Raw genomic sequence first — 16,186 nt, 5'->3', positions numbered from 1 at the left:
TTGGCATTGCGGTCGCCTTAGAGGAAGTCCCCGTGAGGAGACCGGCGGCACATCCGCCGAAAGAAGGGCCCTGAATGAACAGCACCCCCGCGATCACCGTGCGGCCGCTTGCCGGATTGCCCATGTTCGCCCCCGGAATGTCGATTGTGCAAGCGATTTGCAGAAGGCTTGCCGAGGAAGGCGATGGCTTACGCGACGGCGATATCTGCGTGATCGCGCAGAAGATCGTCTCGAAGGTCGAGGGCAGGGCGGTCAACCTGGGCGCGATCACGCCCGGCGATGCAGCGCATGATCTGGCCGCGCGTACCGAGCGCGAGCCCGCCATGGCGCAGGCAATCCTCGATGAAAGCGCCGAGATCCTGCGCGCCATGCCGGCTGCGATAATCGCCCGGCACCGTACCGGGCATGTGCTCGCCAATGCCGGGATCGATGCCTCGAACATTGCCGGCGGTGACGAAGGGACTGTGCTGCTATGGCCGCTGGATCCCGATGCGTCCGCTCGCACGATCCGGTCGGGCCTTCAGTCGGCAAGCGGGGCAAGAATCGGTGTTGTGATCGCGGATTCGATGGGCCGGGCCTGGCGGATCGGCACGGTCGGCGCGGCGATTGGATGCGCAGGATTAACCGTTCTCGAGGACAGGCGCGGAAAGGCGCAGGACCTCTACGGACGGACCTTGCAGGCCACCGTGATTGCCGTGGCGGATTCGATCGCCGCAATGGGGGCGCTGGCGATGGGCGAGGGCGCGGAAGGCACCCCGGTCGCTCTGGTGCGCGGGGCCGAGCGCTGGGTTGGCGACGAAGACGGGGCAGGCGCGGTGAGCGGATTGCGCCCGGTGGAACAGGATATGTTTCGATGAGTGGAAAGCACGTTCTGGCCCTTTCGGGCGGCGTCGGCGGGGCAAAACTGGCAGCAGGTCTCGCCGCTGTCCTGCCGCCGGAGGACTTGACCATTATCGTCAACACGGGCGACGACTTCGAGCATCTCGACCTGACAATCTGCCCGGACATCGACTCCGTGACCTATGCGCTTGCCGGGCTCAACGACACCGAGCGCGGATGGGGTGTGAAGGACGAGACGTGGCAGGCCATGGCCATGCTCAAGGCACTGGGAGAGGCGGACTGGTTCAATCTCGGCGACCGCGATCTGGGCATACACCTTGCTCGTTCCTGGCGCTTGCGCGCGGGGGAGAGCCTGTCCGACGTCACCACGCGGCTGACCCGATCGCTCGGGATCGCGCATGCGATAGTTCCGATGAGCGATGCGCCCGTTCGTACGCAGGTCCGCACGCAGGAGGGCTGGCTGGACTTCCAGCGCTATTTCGTCGCCGAACAGTGCCGTCCGGTAGCGACGGGCATCCGGTTCGATGGCGTCCCTAGCGCGATGCCGTCACCGGCATTCGCTGCGGCGTTGGCGCGTGAGGACCTTGGGGCTATCGTCATATGTCCCTCGAATCCGTACCTCAGCGTCGATCCGATCCTTGCCGTCGATGGCATCCGCGAGGCGCTGGAAGCGCGCAAGGTGCCGCTCGTTGCGGTATCCCCGCTGGTAGGCGGCACGGCCCTGAAAGGTCCGCTTGCGAAGCTGCTGGGTGAGCTCGGGCAGCCCGTATCGAACCGGGCGATTGCCGATCACTACGGCGATTTGCTCGATCACCTGATCATCGACGAGGCCGATGCCGCCGATGCCGAGGGGTTGCGCGCCGGCGGCCTTTCGGTCACGATTACGGGAACAGTCATGTGCGATGCCGAGGTTCGGGAGCGGCTTGCGCGCGTAGCACTGTCGGCAGCCCGTATCGAAACAGGATGACCATGGCTCGCGACGACGGCGCATTGATTACTCGAATCTTATCTACACCAGTTGAAGACCTGCTTGCCGAAGCCCGCGCGCGGCGCGACGGGCGTTTCGGACGAGGCACGCCGGCGCGGATGACCTATTCGCCCAAGGTTTTCATTCCCCTCACGCGGCTATGCACCGATGTGTGTCACTACTGCACCTTCGCCACGACTCCCTCGCGGCTCGAAGCGCCGTACATGTCCGAGCCGGAAGTGCTGGACGTTGCCCGCGCGGGTGCGGCGGCGGGCTGCAAGGAAGCCCTGTTCACGCTCGGCGATGCGCCCGAACGCCGTTATGCTGCCGCGCGCGAGTGGCTGGCGGATCACGGCTTTGCGCGCACGATCGACTACGTGCGCCACTGCGCCGAACTGGTGCTGAAGGAAACCGGCCTGCTGCCGCACGTGAACGCGGGCATCCTCGACGAAGAGGACTATCGCATGCTGCGCCCGGTCGCGGCATCGGTGGGGCTGATGCTCGAAAGCACGTCGGAGCGGCTGCTCGAAAAGGGCATGTGCCATCACGGTTCGCCCGACAAGGTTCCGGCGGTTCGCCTCGCATCGCTCGATGCCGCGGGCCGCGCCCGCGTGCCGACCACCAGCGGCGTGCTGATCGGCATCGGCGAAGCACCCGAGGAGCGCATCGAGGCGCTGCTCGCGTTGCGCGATTTGCATGAGCGGCACGGCCATCTTCAGGAAGTGATCGTCCAGAACTTCTGCCCCAAGCCCGGAACCAAAATGTCCGGCGCGGCGGAAGCGAGCGAAGCCGACTTCCTGCGCACCATTGCCGCGGCCCGGATCATCCTGCCCGGTGAAGTCTCAGTGCAGGCGCCGCCCAATCTCAACGACGAGCGGCTTGCCGAACTCATCGATGCCGGGATCGATGATTGGGGCGGGATTTCTCCCGTCACGCTCGATCATGTGAACCCGGAAGCGCCTTGGCCCGAAGTCGAACAGCTTGAGGCCGTCTGCGCCCGCGCCGGCCTGCCGCTGGTCGAGCGGCTCACCATCTATCCGCGCTACATCGGCGGTGCCGGCAGCGAATGGCTCGATCCGGAGATCCGCCCGGCCGTGCTCAAGCTGGCCGACGCCGAAGGGCTGGGCCGCGACAGCCGCTGGTGTCCGGGCGTGGCCGATGGCGCGCCGGGGTCCGTCCGCACGCCGCTCGGGCGCCGCTACGAGGGGCCGGTCGCCTCGCGCATCCATCGCATGCTCGACCGCGCTGGCGACGGTGTATCGCTGAGCGAAGAGGAGATCGTCTCGCTCTTCGCCACGCGGGGTGCGGCGGCGCAGGCGGTTGTGGAAGCAGCGGATGCCTTGCGCGCAGAGGTCAGCGGCGACGATGTTACCTACGTCGTCAACCGCAACATCAACTACACCAACATCTGCACCCACGCCTGCTCGTTCTGCGCCTTTTCGAAGACCAGCATCAAGGCGGGCTTCCGCGACAAGCCCTACAATCTCGATCTCGATGAGATCGCGGCGCGCGCTCGTGAAGCCGTAGCGCGCGGGGCAACCGAAGTGTGCCTGCAGGGCGGTATCCACCCGAGCTATACCGGCGAAACCTATCTTTCGATCCTGCGTGCAGTGAAGGACGAATGCCCGGACCTGCACGTCCATGCCTTTTCGCCGCTGGAAGTGAGCCAGGGCGCGCGCACGCTCGACATGCCGGTGTCCGACTATCTCGCAAGGCTGCGCGATGCCGGGCTGGGCTCGCTGCCGGGCACGGCGGCGGAGATCCTGTGCGACGATATCCGCGCGCAGATCTGCCCGGACAAGCTGACGACGCAGGAATGGCTCGATGTCGTGGGTAGCGCGCACCGCGTCGGGCTGCCCACCACCTCGACGATCATGTTCGGCCACCTCGAAGGCACCGAGCACTGGGCGCGGCACCTGCTGGCGCTGCGCAACCTGCAGCTCGATACCGGCGGCATCACCGAGTTCGTGCCGCTGCCGTTGGTCCACATGGAAGCGCCGTTCTACCGGCGCGGGCAAAGCCGCAAGGGCCCGACCTGGCGCGAGGCGGTGCTGATGCACGCGGTGGCGCGTCTGGCGCTCAACGGTGCCATCGATTCAATCCAGTGCTCGTGGGTGAAGCTCGGCATGGATGGCGCGGCGGCGGTACTCGCGGCAGGCGCCAACGACCTTGGCGGGGTGCTGATGAACGAGAGCATCAGCCGCGCGGCCGGGGCCTTGCACGGGCAGGAAGTGGGCGTCGACGAATTGCGGCAGGCCGCCGGGAGTGTCGGGCGCCGATTGAAGCAGCGCACGACCCTTTACGCGGATGTGGGCGATCAACTGGCAAGGAATGAAATGGCCTGAAGCCGCGCCTCAGGCGGCGATCAGGCCCATGCCGATCCCGCGGACGGCGGCCGAAGTCCGATCGGAGACGTCGAGCTTTTCGTAAATGCGGCGCAGGTAGGTATCCACCGTGCCGACTGAAATCCCAAGAATTTCAGCGATCACGCTGTTGCTCTTTCCCCTGGCGACCCAGTCCAGGACTTCACGCTCGCGCCCCGAAAGCGGCTTGTCTTCAAACTGACTGGCGGCCTTAAACTCGCATATGCGCAAATGCGCGGCCTGCGAAGCGACATGCATTTCGCGCAGGGAATCCCTGTCCGTCCGCGCGTCGGCCGTCATCTTGCCTATGCTGACGTAGCCGTCGCGGCCGTTGGGTCCGAAACAGGGCAGGGTGAAGCCGTCTCCGATCTCGAGACTGCGCATGAATTCGAGGAATTCGCGTTCCTCCGGCGTGATGTCCACCGATGCCCAGGCTTCCTTCCAGCGCACCGGCACGCCAAGCGCCATCGCGGTTCGCGGCACGATATCGAGACGCTGGAAATCGGCGGACAGATAGGCGTCTACGAGCTCTCGACTCACGCCATGGTGCAGCGGGCTCATGACCGCAGCCGGCGCATGACCCTGCGGTCGCGGAGAGACCGAAAAGTAGAAGCAGGCCGTGAAGCCGTTGCGCTCGTAATACTTCGGCATCAGCGCAAGAAGATCCGAAAGGCTTTCACTCCTCAATATCTTATCGATTATGGCCGGCATGACAAAGTCCTGCGAAACACGGCGCGAATTCGATCTCGCGTGTCATCGTGACCCAGCCGGACAGGCTTGAGAGAAAACGTCGAAACCGACAAGACTCGATCCAGCTCCCCTTCAACAAGCCAAGGATCATACTCCGATTACATCATGCCGGTAGTGCCGATTTTTTATTTAGTTTGATCAGACGGCAACTTTGCCGCGGCGGCGTGTGTGCCACTCTGCACGCACAGGCCTGAAATCTGTCCCGTGAGTGCGTGACTCGTCTGGAATGACCCAAGAACCTATCTAACCGGCATCGCATCGAAACGCGCGCTGTACTCTCCTCCCTCCGGCGCCGTTTCTGCATGCCGTGAGCTCTCTCGGGTCGCACCAGGAGCTGTGCACGGTCACATGGCCACAGTGCCTGAAACCGGCCTGTCAGTCCTGGGGTAGGGCTGACAGGCCTTTTTTATTTTCGACCAGAGATGGGGCCTCACATCGCCCGGATCTGTTGCCACATGGCCTCGGGCATCCAGGTATATTCGAGGTAGTGCCCGAAGACCTTGCGGGCATCGAGATAGAGGAACTTGAGGCCGTTGGGGTCCTCGCCGGTCAGGTCGCGTTCCATGGCGATCGGGAATTCCTGATCATCGACCCGGGCGCGGAAATCGTCCCAGTCGTCGATGCGAAAGCAGATGTGGTGGAAGCGCAGCGGGCCACCGTTCGACAAACAGTTGCCGTAGATGCCCACTTCGTCGATCTCGTTCTCGATAAGCTCGTATTGCAGATCGCCGATCCAGATGAAGCAGATGCGGCTCTTCTGCCGTTTCGGACCTTCCGGGGTCTGGACTGTCTGGTCGACGGGAATGACGATCGGTTCCTTTGTCATCCCGCGCCCGCGGAACAGCGCGATCGCGGCTTCCAGGTCGTCGCAGACATAGGCGTTCTGGTAGTGCATGCCTTCGAGCATGGGTCTCTCCCGAGTGAATTGGGAACAGGCGCCGGCGGCCTTGCCCCCGTTTTATGTCAGCCTTCGCGCGCGACGTCGTAGCGCGAGAGATAGCGCTCGAAGAGCGGTTCCAGATCCGCCTTGGTCAGACCGTACTGGTCCAGCTTGTATTCGTGCTTGCCGAACTTGCCCTGCGGGTTCTCGTCCACCCACTGCTGGATGCCCGCTTCGGCTTCGGCAGTCCACTCGTCGCCGAGCGAGGCATAGAGCTGCTTCATTTCGTCGACGGGATTGTTCACGAGACGGTCGTAGTGGACGTCGATGATGCGGTCTTCCCCGTACTTGTCGCGGAAATCCATGATCCGTTCGGCATGCTGCTGCGCCTGCCATGGATAGTCCTCGGCAAGCCACTCCGTATCGGGTGCGCCAAGAAACATGCGGTGGCTCATCGAAATGATCGAGCACAGCGAACCGGTCGCGGTGAACGGATCGCGATGCGTCCAGACCAGCCGGGCATCGGGATATTCCTTGATAAGGTATTCAAGGTGCAGTGCGTGGCTGGGCATCTTCAGGTTCCAGATGCCGCCGTTGTGGTGCTGCAACGCCTGAAGGAACTTGCGGTGGTAGGAGTAGGCAGAGGTCATGTCCGCCGAGAAGATGAAGTCCTTGTATCCCGGAAGCTTGCCCTTTGATTCGATCATCAGGGTCTTGAAGTCGTGCGCTAGGAACCAGACGCACTCGTGCGGATAGATCGGCGAGGAACGGTAGATCTTTCCCATTTCGGGATGCGCCTCGAGCATGGCCTTGTGCTGTGCCAGCTTGGCGAGGGCGCGCGGGTCGGTTTTCAGCATTCCGGCAGGGGCGGGCGGGATAGGTTCGTCGATTTCCCATTCAAGCGGCGAACGGCGGGCCGGATCGGCTGCCAACAGATTGGAGAGCAGCGTCGTGCCGGTGCGCGGGATGCCGAAGACGAAGACGGGACGCTCGATCTTGCGCTGGGTGAGCTCCGGGTTCTTCCGCAGATAGTCGGCCACGCGCAGCCGGTTGCCGAGGTAGGTGACGCAGTCGGCCCCCGCTCGCGCAATTCCCGCCTCGGTATAGATACCTTGCGCGATCCCGCGGTTGAAATCGTCGACGAAGACGGTGAGGCCCTCGCGGTAGCTGTCGCTGTCGAAGGTATCGAGACCGGTGGCCTTCATCGCCTGTTCGATGAAGGCATCGGCGACCAGTTGTTCGGCCATGAGCTTGCGTATCCTCTTCCCGTTGCGTTGTGGTGGCGGGCTCCATCGGCAGCGCCGCGTTGGTCATGAGATAAGGCTGCCGAACGGTGCATTGGCAATGCACCTGTCCTGATATTTCAGGCCGTATTGTCGAAATCAGGTCAATTCCCGGCCCCTGACACCGGCTAGTCGAGGACGCGGAGCTGGCGTTGTCGGAACGAGCTGGGGCTTGTGCCCACGGCCCGCCGGAACGCGAACGTGAAGCTGGAAGGCGACGCGAATCCCATGGCAAAGGCAATGGACTTGACGCGTTCGCCCTCCATTAACAGTCGCTTGGCGGCTTCCATTCGCCGTTGTTCCATGTAGTCGCCGATCGAACAGGCACGGCTGACGCGAAACCCGCGCGTAAGCTGGCGTACCGATAGCGAACACAGGTCCGCCAGTTCCTTGAGCGTGGGGGCTTCAAGGCTTTCTTCCAGCCGCTCGTCGATCAGCCGCAGCCGCCATCCGGCCAGCCCGCCGGTAACCGGGCGTTCCGCCACTTCGTAGCAGTAGCGGCCGAGTTCGATGGCGAGTTCCGCTCCGAGCAGTTCAAGCATCTTGCCGGCGGCCAGTCCGGGATGTCGAATTTCGGCCGTGATGCGAAAGAGGAGGGCGCGGACCTGCGCGCTGGAAATATCCAGCGTGGCGGCAAGGTGCTGGTCGTCCCATTCGAGATCACGTCCCACCACTTCGTGAACCAGGCCCGGATCGATCGTGCAGATCAGTGAGGCCTGCCGGCCGCTGCCACCCCGGACATAAAGCTCCTCGCCGGGAGGCAGCATGAAAATGTCGCCGAGACGCTCGAGCCGGTGCGGGCCCCAGCGGTTGCGAAAGCCTCCGCGTGAATGGAGAGGGCGTGGAGTCAGGCACATGTTCACATGGTAGAAATCGGATACCTCGTGGTGGGTGGCCGTCGGTTCGGGAATGGCGAAGCGGACGATCTGGGCGACGATTCCCGGCGCCTTGAGTTCGGCATCGACGGTTATCGTCGGCTGCTGCGCGTCGATGACTGGCAAGGGGCGGCTCCCGTGATTGGCACTTGGCCGGATTTATGTCCCTGATGGCACATTAGGGCCCGATTTCTATTCCCGCTCCTCTTGCTAGGCAACCCGCCGCCGCCGAAACCTCATGACCATAAACCGCGCCGGACATGGCGCATGTTTCGGGATCGAGGAGATACGACGATGGCCAATGGCCTTTTCGACTGCACGGGCAAGGTAACGGTGGTGACCGGCGGCAACGGCGGCATCGGTTTCGGCTTTGCCATGGGCACGGCCAAGATGGGCGGCGACGTGGCAATCTGGGCGCGCAATGCGGAAAAGAGCGCGAAGGCCAGGGCCGAACTGGAAGCCGCAGGCGCGGGCAAGGTGATCGCCTACCAGGTCGACGTTTCCGAGGAAGAGAACATCGCCGAGGGCTACAAGAAGGTGATGGAAGACTTCGGCCGGGTCGACTGCGTCTTCGCCAACTCGGGCGCTTCGCCGCGCTACAACTCGGTCTTCGATATGCCGACCGAGCATTGGTACGATTTCCAGAAGACCGCGCTGCACGGCGCTTTCTTCACCCTGCGCGAAGGCGCGCGGTTGATGAAGGAGCGTGCAGAGGCAGGCGAAAAGGGCGGCAGCCTGGTCGCCTGCGGTTCGCTCTCGCTGTTCCAGGGCCTGCCGGGCAAGATGGAATATGCAGCTTCCAAGTGCGCGGTCGCGGCCACCATCCGCTGCCTCGCCATCGAACTGGCGCCGCTGGGGATTCGCGCGAACGTGGTGGCGCCGGGCCTGATCATCACGCCGATGATGGGCGAGGGCGCGCAGGCCGAGGCGGTCGCCGGCCACTTCGCGCCGACCATTCCGATGCAGCGCTGCGGCCGCCCCGAGGACTTCGAGGGCATCGGCGCCTACCTGTGCTCTGACGCCAGTTCTTTCATGACCGGCGAAACGGTCACGATCGACGGCGGCTACATGGTCCGCCCGTAATCACGACATAAACGGGGCGAGGAGAAAAGCGATGGAACTGCTCAAGATTCACGGTGCCGGCGATGTCCGGCTCGATGCCTACCAGCGTCCGGCGGCAGGGCCGAAGGATGTCGTGGTCAAGATGAAGTCGGTCGGCATCTGCGGATCGGACCTGTCCTACATCAAGATGGGCGGCATTCCGCCGGGCGTCGAGACCGCACTGGGCCATGAAGGTGCTGGCGAGGTCATGGAAGTCGGCGCCGAGGTCGAGGGCATTTCCGTCGGCTCTCCGGTCATCGTCAATCCGATGATGACGCCAAGCAACATCGGTTCGGGCGGTCCGGAAGGGGCCTTCACGCAGGAACTGCTGGTGCGCGAGGCCCGCCTGGGCGATTCCATCCTGCCGATCCCCGAGGGCATTTCCTACGACGTCGCTGCGATGTGCGAACCGCTCGCCGTCGCGATGCACGGCGTCAATCGCGCCGAGGTCAAGCCAGGCGACAAGGTCGTGGTCTTCGGTTGCGGCCCAATCGGCCTCGGCATGCTGCTGTGGCTGATCGATCGCGGGATTACCGATGTCGTCGCGCTCGACCTCTCGGAAGAACGCCTCGAACGGGCCCGTGCGCTCGGCGTGCAGGCCGCGCTTGACCCCACCAAGGTGGATCTGCGCGCCGAACTGGCGAAGCTGCATGGCGAAGTGCCGAGCTACGGCCGCGTCGGCGTCGGCACCGATGCCTATATCGATGCGGCGGGCGCACCGAACATCCTGACCGACGTGATCATGATGGCCAAGTTCCATGCCCGCATGGTTATCACCGCGGCCTACATGAAGCCGCTCGAATTCCCGGTCGGCCGCATGCTGACGAGCGAAATGACGATCACCACGGCTGTCGGCTATCCCACCGAAATGCCCGAGGTGATCGCCGCCATGCCGCGCCTCAAGGACAAGATCGCGGCCATGATCAGCCACAAGCTGCCGTTCAGAGACGTGATGAAAGGCCTCGAAATCGCGGCTACGCCGTCTTCGGCCAAGGTCATGATCGAGATGGAGGACTGACCATGGCGGAAACCAAGGAAGCGCCGGCGAAAGACGACGGTCCAAAGCTGGCCGGCCTCGTGCACTCGGGCGACGAACAGACCGAAGCCATCGCGATCACGGACTTTATCTTCCAGGCCAACGACATCTCCAACGCCTATCTCGTGACCACGAGCGAAGGCGACGTGATGATCAACACCGGCTTCATGGACAATGCCGAGCGCACCAAGCGCCTGCTGGCACCGCATCGCACCGGCCCGCTGGCGTTCATCGTCCTCACGCAGAGCCACGCCGATCACTACGGCGCGGTGCCTGATTTCGTCGAGGAGGGCACGCAGGTCATCGGCGGGCCCGGCTTCAACGAAGCGCTGGATGACATGATGCGGCTGCAGCCCTTCTTCGGGCCGCGCAGCGGGAAGCTCTGGGGCTCGACGCTCAAGCGCGGCGGCACGCCCAAGCCGCCGCCGGACGTAAAGCCGGACATCCTCGTCGATCGCAAGCTGACGCTGGATCTGGGTGGACGCACCTTCGAGATCATCTCGACGCCCGAAGGCGAGACGGTCGACGCGCTGACGGTGTGGATGCCGAAGGAGAAGGTGGCCTTTACCGGCAACGTGTTCGGCCCGGTCTGGCTGTCGATGCCGTTCCTCAACACCCTGCGCGGAGACAAGCCGCGTCTGGTGCGCAATTTCCTCAAGTCGCTGGAGACGATCCGCGACCTGGGCGCCGAGATCGTCGTCACCGGGCACGGCGATGCCATCGTCGGCAAGCATCGCATCAAGGCCGATCTCGACAAGATGCACGCGGCGGTCAGCTACGTGCGCGATTACACGCTCGAGGGCATGAACGCCGGCAAGGACGTCCACACCCTGATGCGCGAATTCGCCTGGCCCGAGGGGCTGGAAATCGGTGAGTTCCACGGCAAGGCAAGCTGGGCGGTCAAGTCGATCTGGCGCGAATATGCCGGCTGGCTGCATTACGAGGACGGCACCACCGCCCTCTACGGCGTGCCGCGCTCCAGCGTGAATGCAGACCTGGCCGAACTGGCGGGCGGCGCCGACAAGCTCGCCGAACGGGCGCAAGCCAAGCTCGATGCGAGCAAGCCGCTCGAGGCCATCCACCTCATCGATATCGCGCTGGGCGCCGAGCCGGGCAACGTGCCCGCGCTCAAGGTGCGCAAGGCCGCGAACGAGGCGCTGCTGAAGGACTGCGGCGGCAAGAACCTGAGCGAGACCATGTGGCTGCGCTCGGAAATTGCCGAATGTGAGAAGCTGCTGGGGGAAGGGGGCTAAATCTGTTCCCGGTATCGACGACCTCGGCTGAATGAAGTCTGCATCATCGAGGAAATCTAAGCCATCACCGCCACGCTGTCGCTCACGAGCCGCACCAGTTCCGCTTGGCCGCGTACCCCCAGCTTGGCGTAGAGCCGCTTTGAATAATTGCGCGCGGTTTCCAGTGTCAGGCCCATGCGCTCGGCCGCCTCGGCGATGGACAGGCCTTCGTTGAGCGCGACTGCCAGTTCGGCTTCGCGCTTGGGCAGGTCGAAAAGACGCGCCAAGCGATCCACGCTTTCCGACGTGCGGGCATTCGGCAGGCGACAAAGCACCAGCATCGAACGGCGCGGCATCTCGGTCGTCGCGGAGAGCAGGGCTTCGAGGCGCGGGTGTTCGTTGAGCAGGAGAGGGCGGGGCGGTCCCGGTTCGTCGCCGGCGAAGTGGGCGGCGGCGGCCATGAGATCGCGCTCGGTCTGCACACCGAGATCACGCAAACGTTCGCCGATGCGGGGACTGTAGCCGAGCGTTCCCTGCATCCATGTCTCCAGCCTCGGATCGATCGAGAGCAATCGCGCCTCGCGGTCCATCACCATCCAGGCCGTGGCCGATCGGGCAAGACCCTGTACGCTGACGCTGGCGCGGATGCGATTGCGCTCCAGTTCGACGTGCGCACGCAGCGCCTGTTCGAGATAGGGGGTCAGGTTCGAAAGCAAGGCACTGTCGGCCGCCGTGCAGGGACGCGCACGGGCCATGACGAGCCAGGTGCTGACGTCGTCGATGTCGGGGATGCGCACGACCCGCTCGTCGGCGATGCCGAGGCGTTGCATGCGCCGCTGGCGATCTGCGCGGTAGACGGGATCGTGGTCGAAGAATTCGGAAATGGCATAGACCCGGCCCGGCCGCAGGCTGTCGTAGTGGAAGCGATCGAGGGCATGGGCGTCGAGCGCATCGCTTTCCTGCGCCTGGGTTCGCAGGTCGATTCCGGCGTGAAATTCGTTCACTTCGGCGTGCGGACCGACGCCCACGCGCTGAATAAGCCCAACGTATTCGGATTCGGTACGGCGCCTAACCCTCTCGAGAAACGTCGAAAACCGCTCATCCCCGGACAATCCGCGGAAGAGCGGCAGCAGCAGATCGGTCTCGTCTCCACTCGTCAAAGCCATGACCCTCCCATATGGGAGGTTTTTCCGAAAGTCATCCCTGCAATGAAGATTCGCGACCCGAAAAGGGACCAACCAACAAGGGATGTTCCATGAAAACCCTGACGCACCTCGAGAGGCTGGAAGCTGAAAGCATCCACATCATCCGGGAAGTCGTAGCCGAGGCCGAACGGCCGGTGATGCTCTACTCGGTCGGCAAGGACAGCGCCGTCATGCTGCACCTTGCCCGCAAGGCATTCTATCCTTCGCCGCCGCCGTTTCCGCTGCTCCACGTCGATACCACGTGGAAGTTCCAGGCGATGTACGAACTGCGCGACAAGATGGCCGAGATGTCGGGCATGGACCTGCTCGTTTACCACAACCCGGAAGCGCAGGAGAAAGGGATCAACCCGTTCGACCACGGCTCGCTTCACACCGACATGTGGAAGACCGAAGGCCTGAAGCAGGCGCTCGACAAGTACGGTTTCGATGCCGCATTCGGGGGCGCGCGCCGCGACGAGGAAAAGAGCCGCGCCAAGGAGCGCATCTTCTCGTTCCGCACCCAGTCGCATGGCTGGGACCCGAAGAACCAGCGTCCCGAGCTGTGGAACATCTACAACGCCAAGAAGGCCAAGGGTGAATCGATCCGCGTCTTCCCGATCTCGAACTGGACCGAGCTCGACGTGTGGCAATACATCCACCTCAACGACATTCCGATCGTGCCGCTCTACTTCGCCGAGGAGCGCCCTACCGTGGAGCGCGACGGCATGCTGGTCATGGTCGATGACGATCGCTTCCCGCTCAAGGAAGGCGAAAAGCCGGTCATGCGTTCGGTCCGCTTCCGTACGCTGGGCTGCTACCCGCTGACCGGCGCGGTCGAAAGCACCGCCAAGACACTCCCCGAGGTGATCCAGGAAACCCTGCTCACCACCACCTCCGAGCGGCAGGGCCGCGCAATCGACAAGGATTCCGGCGGCGCCGGGATGGAAGTCAAGAAGCAGCAGGGGTACTTCTGATGGCCGATACCGAAACCACCGAACCGAAGTACGTCGTCGACAGCCTCATTTCCGAGGATATCGACGAATACCTGAAGCAGCACGAACACAAGACGATGCTGCGCTTCATCACCTGCGGCAGTGTCGATGACGGCAAGTCCACGCTGATCGGCCGTCTGCTCTACGATTCGAAGATGATCTTCGAAGACCAGCTCGACGCGCTCAGCGCCGATTCCAAGAAAGTCGGCACGCAGGGTCAGGAAATCGACTTCGCGCTGCTGGTCGACGGCCTCGCCGCCGAGCGCGAGCAGGGCATCACCATCGACGTGGCCTATCGCTTCTTCAACACCGAGAAGCGTAAATTCATCGTCGCCGACTGCCCGGGCCACGAGCAGTATACCCGCAACATGGTGACCGGCGCCTCGACCGCCGATCTCGCGGTGATCCTGATCGACGCGCGCAAGGGCGTGCTCGTCCAGACGCGCCGTCACAGCTACATCTGCCACCTTTTGGGCGTGAAGAACATCGTCCTCGCCGTGAACAAGATGGACCTGGTCGACTACCAGCAGGACGTCTTCGACAAGATCGTTGCCGATTACACCGAGTTCGCGAACTCGATCGGGATCGAGAGCTTCACGGCGATGCCGATTTCCGGTTTCAAGGGCGACAACATCACCAAGCATTCGGAGAACACGCCCTGGTACGAGGGGCCGACGCTGGTCGATCACCTCGAGACGGTGGAAGTGCTCAGCTCGGTCGATGCCGAAAAGCCGTTCCGCATGCCGGTGCAGTGGGTGAACCGTCCCAATCTCGACTTCCGCGGTTTTTCAGGGCTCATCGCCACCGGCGAAGTGAGGCCGGGCGACAAGGTGCGCGTGCTGCCCTCGGGCAAGACCAGCACGGTCAGCAAGATCGTCACGTTCGATGGCGAGCTCGAGGAGGCCGGTGCCGGCCAGTCCGTTACCATCTGCTTCGATGATGAAATCGACTGCTCGCGCGGTTCGGTGATCTCGGTTGCGGACAACCCGCCGCAGACTGCCGACCAGTTCGAAGCGACGCTGGTGTGGATGGCCGATGAAGCCATGGTGCCGGGACGTGCCTATTGGCTCAAGCTCGGCACGCAGATGGTGTCGGCGACGGTGGCCGAGCCGAAGTACGAGATCAACGTCAACACGATGGACGAGCTGGCGGCCAAGACGCTGGAACTCAATGCCATCGGCGTGGCCGAGATCACTACGGACAAGCAGGTCGTGTTCGAGCCCTATGTTGAAAACCGCGCGCTGGGCGGGTTTATCCTGATCGACAAGATGACCAATGCCACTGTGGCGGCGGGCATGCTCAACTTCTCGCTGCGCCGGTCTCAGAACGTCCACTGGCAGGCGCTGGACATCGGCCGCAAGCAGCACGCCGCGCTCAAGAACCAGCAGCCGGCCGTACTGTGGTTCACCGGGCTTTCGGGCTCGGGCAAGTCGACCATCGCCAACCTCGTAGAGAAGAAGCTGCACCGGATGAACCGGCACACCTTCCTGCTCGATGGCGACAACGTGCGCCACGGCCTCAACAAGGACCTGGGCTTCACGGAAGCCGATCGCATCGAGAACATCCGCCGCGTCGGCGAAGTCTCGAAGCTGATGGCGGATGCAGGCCTGATCGTGATCACCGCCTTCATCTCGCCGTTCCAGGCCGACCGTGAAATGGTTCGCTCGATGCTGCCCGAAGGCGAGTTCTTCGAGGTGTTCATCGACACGCCGCTGAAGGTGGCCGAGGCGCGCGACGTCAAGGGCCTCTACAAAAAGGCGCGTGCGGGCGAACTGAAGAACTTCACCGGCATCGACAGCCCCTATGAAGCGCCGCGCAGCCCGGAGATCCGGATCGACACGACCAAGCTGTCGCCGGAAGAAGCGGCCAATCTCATCGTCGACACCCTGCTGGGAGACGCTTGATGAGCATGTCGGATGGAGATCTCGCAGCCCATCTCGCGGACCAGGCCGGCAAGATCCTGCTCCAGGTCCGCGCCTCGGGCATGTTTGAAGGCAAGTCCCTGGGCAAGGCCGGGGACCAGACCGCGAACCAGTTCCTCGTCCATGCCCTGCGCCAGCAGCGGCCCGACGATGGGCTTCTTTCCGAGGAAGAGAAGGACAATCCGGAGCGTCTCGCCAAGGAACGCGTCTGGATCGTCGACCCTGTGGACGGTACGCGCGAGTACGGCGAAGAGCGCTCCGACTGGGCCGTCCACGTCGGCATGGCGGTGAACGGCGCGCCGTCTCTCGGCGCCGTGGCGCTGCCCGGGCTCGACGTGGTGCTGCGATCAGATCAGCCGGGAGAAATTCCGGCTGCACCCGAAAAGCTGCGCATGGTCGTCAGCCGCACCCGCCCGGCCAAGGAGGCGACGGGCGTATGCGAAGCGATCGGCGGCGAACTGGTCCCCATGGGATCGGCCGGCGCCAAGGCCATGGCGATCCTGCGCGGCGAGGCGGACATCTATCTACACTCGGGCGGACAGTACGAGTGGGACAGTATGGCACCCGCCGCCGTGGCGCTGGGCTGGGGACTGCATGCCTCGCGCATCGATGGCAGCCCGCTCGTCTACAATCAGGAAGACGTCTACATGCCCGACCTGCTGATCTGCCGGAAGGAACATGCCGACATGGTGCTCGATAAGGTAAAGGCTTTCCTCTGATGTCTTGCGGGTGACCGATACCGGGGAATATCGGCCACCCGC

The 16,186-nt window shown here is 63.7% G+C and carries 14 protein-coding genes; 9 read left to right on the top strand and 5 right to left on the bottom strand.

Annotation, left to right across the window (positions count from 1 at the left end; genetic code table 11):
- The first annotated feature begins 74 nt into the window (after positions 1-74).
- Genes cofE through cofH form a run of 3 tightly spaced genes read left to right on the top strand, consistent with a single transcriptional unit; the run spans position 75 to position 4,152 of the window.
- On the top strand, positions 75-857 hold the full coding sequence (gene cofE, locus LK12_RS10815) for a coenzyme F420-0:L-glutamate ligase (protein ID WP_039283339.1): 783 nt from the start codon (positions 75-77) through the stop codon (positions 855-857).
- On the top strand, positions 854-1,807 hold the full coding sequence (cofD, locus tag LK12_RS10810; protein ID WP_039283337.1) for a 2-phospho-L-lactate transferase: 954 nt from the start codon (positions 854-856) through the stop codon (positions 1,805-1,807). The genes cofE and cofD overlap by 4 nt, the downstream gene beginning before the upstream one ends.
- A gap of 2 nt (positions 1,808-1,809) precedes the next feature.
- On the top strand, positions 1,810-4,152 hold the full coding sequence (gene cofH / locus LK12_RS10805; protein WP_156135450.1) for a 5-amino-6-(D-ribitylamino)uracil--L-tyrosine 4-hydroxyphenyl transferase CofH: 2,343 nt from the start codon (positions 1,810-1,812) through the stop codon (positions 4,150-4,152).
- A 9-nt stretch (positions 4,153-4,161) separates the two neighbouring features.
- Here cofH and LK12_RS10800 read toward each other — a convergent pair whose 3' ends face one another.
- The 4 genes from LK12_RS10800 to LK12_RS10785 all read right to left on the bottom strand — a co-directional run bounded on the left by LK12_RS10800 (position 4,162) and on the right by LK12_RS10785 (position 8,084).
- Entirely contained in the window at positions 4,162-4,881 is a 720-nt protein-coding gene (locus tag LK12_RS10800) for a helix-turn-helix transcriptional regulator (protein ID WP_052223324.1), read from the bottom strand.
- Positions 4,882-5,350: 469 nt separating this feature from the next.
- Complete coding sequence (locus LK12_RS10795; protein WP_039283334.1) at positions 5,351-5,827, bottom strand: VOC family protein; 477 nt, start codon at positions 5,825-5,827, stop codon at positions 5,351-5,353.
- A gap of 56 nt (positions 5,828-5,883) precedes the next feature.
- Positions 5,884-7,047, bottom strand: a complete 1,164-nt coding sequence (locus LK12_RS10790; protein WP_039283332.1) for a sulfotransferase family protein — start codon at positions 7,045-7,047, stop codon at positions 5,884-5,886.
- A gap of 164 nt (positions 7,048-7,211) precedes the next feature.
- A complete protein-coding gene (locus LK12_RS10785; RefSeq protein ID WP_197063512.1) occupies positions 7,212-8,084 on the bottom strand; it encodes a helix-turn-helix domain-containing protein in 873 nt (290 codons plus the stop codon).
- Positions 8,085-8,252: 168 nt separating this feature from the next.
- Here LK12_RS10785 and LK12_RS10780 point away from each other — a divergent pair, with 168 nt between their 5' ends.
- From LK12_RS10780 to LK12_RS10770, 3 genes are read left to right on the top strand one after another with little or no spacing between them, the layout of a single operon-like run.
- Positions 8,253-9,041, top strand: a complete 789-nt coding sequence (locus LK12_RS10780; RefSeq protein ID WP_039283329.1) for an SDR family NAD(P)-dependent oxidoreductase — start codon at positions 8,253-8,255, stop codon at positions 9,039-9,041.
- A 31-nt stretch (positions 9,042-9,072) separates the two neighbouring features.
- Positions 9,073-10,077, top strand: coding sequence for a zinc-dependent alcohol dehydrogenase (locus LK12_RS10775; RefSeq protein WP_039283326.1), 1,005 nt, complete (start codon positions 9,073-9,075; stop codon positions 10,075-10,077).
- Positions 10,078-10,079: 2 nt separating this feature from the next.
- Entirely contained in the window at positions 10,080-11,348 is a 1,269-nt protein-coding gene (locus LK12_RS10770; protein WP_039283323.1) for an MBL fold metallo-hydrolase, read from the top strand.
- 56 nt (positions 11,349-11,404) lie between these two features.
- Here the strand turns inward: LK12_RS10770 and LK12_RS10765 are convergent, their stop codons facing one another.
- The gene (locus tag LK12_RS10765; protein ID WP_039283321.1) at positions 11,405-12,493 is read right to left on the bottom strand and encodes a helix-turn-helix transcriptional regulator; all 1,089 of its coding nucleotides are present in this window, start codon (positions 12,491-12,493) and stop codon (positions 11,405-11,407) included.
- An 11-nt stretch (positions 12,494-12,504) separates the two neighbouring features.
- On the opposite strand from LK12_RS10765, the gene cysD reads away from it, so the two are divergent.
- From cysD to LK12_RS10750, 3 genes are read left to right on the top strand one after another with little or no spacing between them, the layout of a single operon-like run.
- Positions 12,505-13,485, top strand: coding sequence for a sulfate adenylyltransferase subunit CysD (cysD, locus tag LK12_RS10760; RefSeq protein WP_269430662.1), 981 nt, complete (start codon positions 12,505-12,507; stop codon positions 13,483-13,485).
- On the top strand, positions 13,485-15,407 hold the full coding sequence (gene cysN / locus LK12_RS10755) for a sulfate adenylyltransferase subunit CysN (protein ID WP_039283316.1): 1,923 nt from the start codon (positions 13,485-13,487) through the stop codon (positions 15,405-15,407). Before cysD ends, cysN begins: the two co-directional genes overlap by 1 nt.
- The gene (locus LK12_RS10750) at positions 15,407-16,144 is read left to right on the top strand and encodes a 3'(2'),5'-bisphosphate nucleotidase CysQ (RefSeq protein WP_039283314.1); all 738 of its coding nucleotides are present in this window, start codon (positions 15,407-15,409) and stop codon (positions 16,142-16,144) included. Before cysN ends, LK12_RS10750 begins: the two co-directional genes overlap by 1 nt.
- Positions 16,145-16,186 lie beyond the last annotated feature (42 nt).

The organism is Novosphingobium malaysiense (genome assembly GCF_000802225.1).
GTDB classification, from domain to species: Bacteria; Pseudomonadota; Alphaproteobacteria; order Sphingomonadales; family Sphingomonadaceae; genus Novosphingobium; species Novosphingobium malaysiense.
The sequence above is the reverse complement of the archived record's forward strand: the minus strand, read 5'-3'. Positions and strand labels throughout refer to the sequence as shown.